The sequence below is a fragment of the Microcoleus sp. Z1_A1 genome (assembly GCF_036700305.1).
In the GTDB taxonomy this organism is placed as follows: Bacteria; Cyanobacteriota; Cyanobacteriia; order Cyanobacteriales; family Microcoleaceae; genus Microcoleus.
Genome location: NZ_JAUBOR010000090.1, coordinates 1 through 6000, shown reverse-complemented (window position 1 = coordinate 6000; position 6000 = coordinate 1). Strand labels below are relative to the sequence as shown.

Annotated in this window: 5 protein-coding genes; 3 read left to right on the top strand and 2 right to left on the bottom strand. The window is 47.1% G+C overall.

Annotated elements, in window-relative coordinates; genetic code table 11:
• Window positions 1–830: 830 nt before the first annotated feature.
• On the top strand, window positions 831–3146 hold the full coding sequence (locus QT973_RS26655; RefSeq protein WP_333208860.1) for a protein phosphatase 2C domain-containing protein: 2316 nt from the start codon (window positions 831–833) through the stop codon (window positions 3144–3146).
• A 162-nt stretch (window positions 3147–3308) separates the two neighbouring features.
• Window positions 3309–4031 (top strand): glycosyltransferase family 25 protein, encoded by a 723-nt coding sequence (locus QT973_RS26650; protein ID WP_333208858.1) that lies wholly within the window; start codon window positions 3309–3311, stop codon window positions 4029–4031.
• Between the two features lie 249 nt (window positions 4032–4280).
• Here QT973_RS26650 and QT973_RS26645 read toward each other — a convergent pair whose 3' ends face one another.
• Both QT973_RS26645 and QT973_RS27155 read right to left on the bottom strand, forming a co-directional pair.
• On the bottom strand, window positions 4281–4733 hold the full coding sequence (locus QT973_RS26645; RefSeq protein WP_333055087.1) for a CsgG/HfaB family protein: 453 nt from the start codon (window positions 4731–4733) through the stop codon (window positions 4281–4283).
• A 12-nt stretch (window positions 4734–4745) separates the two neighbouring features.
• Window positions 4746–4907: a plasmid mobilization protein gene (locus QT973_RS27155; RefSeq protein WP_333269959.1), complete on the bottom strand. Its 162-nt coding sequence runs from the start codon at window positions 4905–4907 to the stop codon at window positions 4746–4748.
• A gap of 56 nt (window positions 4908–4963) precedes the next feature.
• Here QT973_RS27155 and QT973_RS26640 point away from each other — a divergent pair, with 56 nt between their 5' ends.
• The gene (locus QT973_RS26640; RefSeq protein ID WP_333392544.1) at window positions 4964–5953 is read left to right on the top strand and encodes a transposase; all 990 of its coding nucleotides are present in this window, start codon (window positions 4964–4966) and stop codon (window positions 5951–5953) included.
• Window positions 5954–6000: the final 47 nt, after the last annotated feature.

The following is a 6000-nucleotide window of genomic DNA, read 5'->3' as shown; positions in this document are numbered from 1 at the left end:
TGGAACTAAATATCTAATTTTTTTGGCTTTCCACGACTCCTGTCGGGGGCTTGCGTCCATCAGTCGATTTGAGATTTGAGATTTTAGATTTGAGATTTACTCCACAGATGAATTTGGGGGCTGGAACTAATATCTAATTTTTTTGCTGTCCACAATTCCTGTCGGGGGCTGGCATCCGTCAGTGGATTTTAGATTTTAGATTTGAGATTGACTCGACAGATGAATCTGCGGGCTTGTATCCGTCTTTGGGTAGGGTTAAATTTAACTTCTGTTGCGAAACTAGGGCGCGAGGCACAGATGACCCTTCGCGAGAAAACCGACAATTGATATTTATTTATATCTGTCGGCTCAGGTGATTTCTACCTAGCTGCATCATACCATTAGAGTTAGTCTAAAATCTCAATTCCCTTGAGTGCTGCGATTTCTTCGGAAATTGCCGCTATCATGAATATGCTGAAAACAGCGTGATTTCCAGCCGATGACTGGGGTGTCGCGCGATCGTCTAACCCTGAAAGCTCATAGTAAGATTCATCCGGCAGTCAACAAAATGGTAAACTGTTCGTGTCAGTACAAGACATTAAAACCTACCCCTGGACTGGGGGAAAGTCACGCCTAAAACATTGTAAGGAGATATCGCTACGCACACAACAGTGCAAACGTGGTGAGCCAGGGAACCTGAAAAATCAGGATATTAGGACTGCGAAGTCTTAAGAATCTCCGTCTGTTGAGAAAGCGGGGGTGTCAAATAATCGCCACGTATCAACCCGTCGAGGTTCAATCGCTAAAATAGTTCAGATCAGCACGCTTGCCCAAAGGCGTCAGGAACCCTTATGCAAAACTCTGTGGCAAAACACTACTTATGGGCTTTAGGTGAAGGGATCAAAGGGTGTAAGCCAGGCGATCTGATCGCTGGTCGCTACTTGGTCAAGCGCGATCGACTTCTTGTCGATACTCAACCCGAACACTTGCCGGAACTGCCCGATGAGATTCCGAGTGTTGTCACTCCTTATCTGAGACTGTTTGCCTATCAGTTGCACGTACCTCAAGTATACGGCCTGGTATCGTCCAAGATGAGCAAGCTATCGGGAGATATCTGGCTACTGGAAAACGTGCCTATTTTGAAGGTGACGGAATCTTTAATGCCGGAATTGGCGGATTCCTGGAAAGGAGCCGCAGCGATGCGCCAACTCAATTGGCTGTGGCAAATAGCCCAGTTGTGGCAGCCTTGTATCGCTCAGGGCGTGGCTTCGACGCTGCTGACTCCCGAACTGCTACGGGTGGAAGGGCAATTGGTGCGGTTTCTGGAATTGCAGCCCGATCGCAAACAGCCTCATTTGTCCCAGTTGGGCAAATTGTGGCAGCAGTGGCTCGAAGATGCTCACCCAACTATTGCCAATTTTTTGAGGCAACTTTGCCAGCAAATGGTTGCCGGTCAAGTGCGCCACGGCGAACAACTGATGAGCCAGTTGGATAAAGCTTTGGCAAAGTGCGGTCGATTTTACGATCGTCACGTTGAAATTGCCACGGGCACGGATGTAGGCAGATCCCGGGCTCACAACGAAGATGCTTGCTATCCGCCCAGCGGTACGCTGTTGGCAGGAAGCCCGGGTGCGGAAGCTTGCGCGATCGTCTGCGACGGTATCGGTGGACAAGACGGGGGCGAAGTCGCTTCGGAAGAAGCAATTGGTGTGCTGCGCGAAAAGTTGCAGCAAATGCCCCTACATCAAGCTAATTGGGACCCGTTGAGCCTGACTTCCAAGCTGGAACGGGCAGCTTGTGCTGCTAACGACAAGATAGCCAGTCGCAACGACAGCGAACACCGCCAAGGCCGCCAGCGGATGGGAACTACGCTAGTTATGGGTTTAGCCCACATTCACGAGCTTTACGTCGCCCACGTCGGAGACAGTCGGGCTTACTGGATTACCCGCACTGGCTGCTATCAACTTACTCTCGATGATAATGTGGCTTGCCGCGAGGTGCGTTTGGGCTACTCTCTCTACCGGGATGCTTTGGAACAAGTCGCCGCCGGAGCTCTGATTCAAGCTTTGGGGATTACTTCGTCCAACACTTTGCACCCGACTGTGCAGCGTTTTCCAGTGGATGAAGACTGCGTTTTGCTGCTGTGTTCCGACGGTTTGAGTGATAAAGACCGGGTTGAGGAATGTTGGGAAGCGGAGATTTTGCCAATTCTCGACGGTAGCATTAGTTTGGCTAAGGCGCGCGATCGACTGATTGAGATTGCTAATACTAGAAACGGTCACGATAACGTCACTGTTGCTTTAATTCACTGTCAAGCGCATTTGAGGGAAGACGGTAATACTTTTACAGAACTGTCTGTCGCACCTTTAGATACGCCGATCGAACTAATTTCCGATAGCGAGGATTTGCCAACGGATTTGAATGGGCCCACAAGCCTTGGCAATGGGAATTCTGAAGTAAAAACGCTGTTGTTACCGCCGGAAAAAAGCAAAAGTTTATTTTCGCTGCTGCTGAAAATTTTATTTTTATTAGGCTTGGGGGGTGTATTTGCTTATTTTTTCATCCCTCCGGTGGGTCGCGCGATCGATACTGCCGGGGAGTCGATTTTCGGGAAACGCGGTTTAATTAAAGCTGGAAAGACGCCGGAGAAAACAGTTGAATCTGTAGCTTCTCCGGTCAAATCTTTAGAAATCGGCTCGTTTATAGAGATTAAAAGTTCTGCGGCTGGGGAATTGGGAAAAGAGGGCGATCGCTTGGATTTGCGAGGCGCAATCGGTGAGTTGACTGTCAAAGGAACAGTCCCAGCCGGCAGCGTTTTGCAGGTGACAAACAAACAGCTTACGCCTCAAGGCAATTGGCTGGAATTGAAAGTTTGTTCGATTCCTGAAATAGTGCGATCGAACTCTCCCAAACCCGAGTCAAATAAAGATTTTTCTACAGTTTCAAAACCGACACTGAATCCATCTCCCGCTGTGGCAACTCCCACTCCCTCGCCTTCCCCGCCAGTTAAGCCAACAGTTGAAGTAGAAAGCGCCAACCTGCAACCGGGAGAAATTGGATGGATTCAAGAACAAGCTGCTGTTGATAAGGTACTCTCCAACCCAGCCCCCAACCTTAATCAACAGGGAAAATGCGTTAATTCTGACTCAACTCCCAATGCTAATTAAACTGTTAATGCTAGCTCCGACCGAGGTAATTTGAGTAACTTTAGGAAAATGGAAGATGCAGCTTGCTAAAAATATAATAGTTTAAGGCATACACAGAGTTCAAATAAAATTTGAGGCCGCTCAAGCCGAAGATTCATCAACTTCTTGATTCCCGATCAAACTATGACGAAAATTACAGACTATTTCCAGGGAGTTTATGCGGTAAATCTCCCTGAAAGGAAAGACCGACGGCAACTCATAGTCAAGGAATTAGAGAAAGCAGGAATGCCCCTCACGCCCCATAAGGTTGAGATATTTCCCGCAATCCGCCCCGACGAAGCTGGAGGTTTCCCCAGCATTGGGGCGAGGGGATGCTTTTACAGTCATTTAGCTATCCTCAAGCAGGCAAAAGACAAGGGGTTGAGCAATATTTTGATTGTAGAAGACGACCTAGAAATTTCAGCAAAGTTCACAACAGACCAAGCTGTTATCCTCGAACAACTCTGTCAGCAAGATTGGGATTTCGTCTACTTCGGACACGTCGAAGAGGTTGAACAAAAGTCTCCTGTCGCCCTCGTACCCTTTTCTGAGGGGCTGATGACCGCTCATTTTTACGCTGTCAATGGCAGGATTTTCGATCGCCTCCTGCGGTTTCTGGAAGAACTGCAACAGCGACCTCCGGGACATCCCGACGGCGGCCCGATGCACCTCGACGGAGCTTATTCTACTTTCCGATCTCAAAATCCCGATGTTGTCACCTTGATTGCTTCTCCAAACCTGGGGTGGCAAAGGAGTTCCCGTAGTGACATCACTCCTAAGTGGTTTGACCGTGTACCTGGGTTGAGTCGATTGGTAGGTGCAGGAAGAACCAGCAAAACAAGGCTGAAGCGTTGGCTTTCTAGTTAATTGAATTCGATTTTAAAATCCTTCGCTTATATCAAATCTGTTAGCACAATCGCCCGGAAAATAATTAATACCAAATCCGGGTTTATTAGTCCCTTTATGAAGGCGGCGGTTGAAACCTTTTGACCTCAAACTCTACAAATAAAGTCTGCCGGAGTTTACGCGACACGACGTAGCCTCAAACAGACAAGCGAGATCGATGGGATATTTAAGCCGGATTTGGTATCAGCATATTTGATATGATGCTTGATTCTAACCTAATTTGTTAGATACTTCTGCCAGTTTAGTCACCATTTGGGATACGGCTTTGTCAACTGCCTCGCTCAAAAGTGAGTCTTCATTGCTGCTGCCAGAATTGCCGCCAATACCCCTAACGGAAATATTAGAAGCGCTTTGATCTGCTTCTCCTACTGCTTTGGCAGTGGCAAGAATATCTCCCGAAGCTGTACCGATTAACCGCACATCTATTTGAACGGTAGCTTTGGTTTTTTGTGAACCGGCGCCGATTCCCATGAAACTGCCGCCGCCGGATTGTTTGTCGATATTAAACTTGGTAATGGTGCCGATGAGCACGGCGTCAACTCCTAATTGTTTGCCAATTTCGGCTGCTGTCCCGGCATCCATCGCGCCGCTGCGATTTTGCTGTTTGAGCACTTGTTCGAGTTTGCTGCGATCGACTACTGTATAAGTGCCGTTGTTGACCATAGTGAATGGGATTCAAGCCCCGTCCTTATAGGACGGCTTTTTATTTAGTTCCGGCAATCGAGCAATCATACTCCTAATCAATTCGGATTGAGTCATACCTCGCCTAGCAGCTTCATCAACAAGTTGCTTTTTTTCGGATTTTGTTACCCTCAAAAATATTTTTTTAGTTTTCATGCTTGTCCTGTCAAATGGCAATACATACAGTATAATTGAAGCAAGGAGGAAAAGACTTGAAAGCAAGATACCAGTATCGTTTTTATCCAACAAACCAACAACAGCAGAGTTTAGCTCGGTTGTTTGGTTGCGTCCGCGTTGTGTATAACGATGCTCTTGCGATCTGCAAACAATCCGAAAAGAAGCCAAAGTCCGCAGAGCTTCAAAAAACAGTCATCACTCAGGCAAAAAAGACTGAAGAAAGGGCGTGGTTGAGCGAAGTTTCAAACATTCCATTACAGCAGTCTGTAGCCGACCTAGAGATAGCTTTTAAGAACTTTTTCGACTCCTGTAAGGGAAAGAGAAAAGGGAGGAAAGTTGGCTATCCTAAATTCAAAAAACGGACTAACAGACAATCAGCAAGGCTTACCCGTGGGGGATTCTCTATTAAAGACGGAGGTGTTTATCTTGCAAAGATAGGTGTTGTTAAACCCATCTGGTCAAGAGAGTTCCCTGCAAGTCCTAGCTCTGTAACTGTTATCAAAGATTGCGCTAACCGTTATTTTTTAAGCTTTGTCGTAGATATTGAACCAATAAGTGTTGAAGCTAAGAACCAAAGCATCGGCATTGATTTGGGCATCAAAACATTTGCGGTAATGAGCAACGGTGAAAAGGCTGTGAGTCCCAGCTACAAAGCGCTAGATCGTAGAGTGCGTCAACTCCAGAGGCGGTTGGCTCGACAACAAAAAGACTCCAAGAGGCGAAACCGAACTAGGATTCAGATTGCCAAACGGCACAACCAAATTGCTGATACCCGTAAAGACTTCCTGCACAAATTATCAACCCAAGTCGTTAGCGAAAACCAAACTATCGTACTGGAAGATTTGAACGTGTCAGGGATGGTTAAAAACCGCAAACTGTCCAGGGTAATTAGTCAGCAAGGGTGGCGAGAGTTTAGGGTATTGGTTGAGGCAAAATCCGAGAAGTATGGCAGGAAGTTTGTAGTCATTAGCCGATGGGAACCTACCAGCCAAACCTGCGTGCGATTCGTTCAGTCGAAACCGTGAAAACGGGGGATAACTGGCTTCTATGGGGTAATCCTTAAAAGGATTGA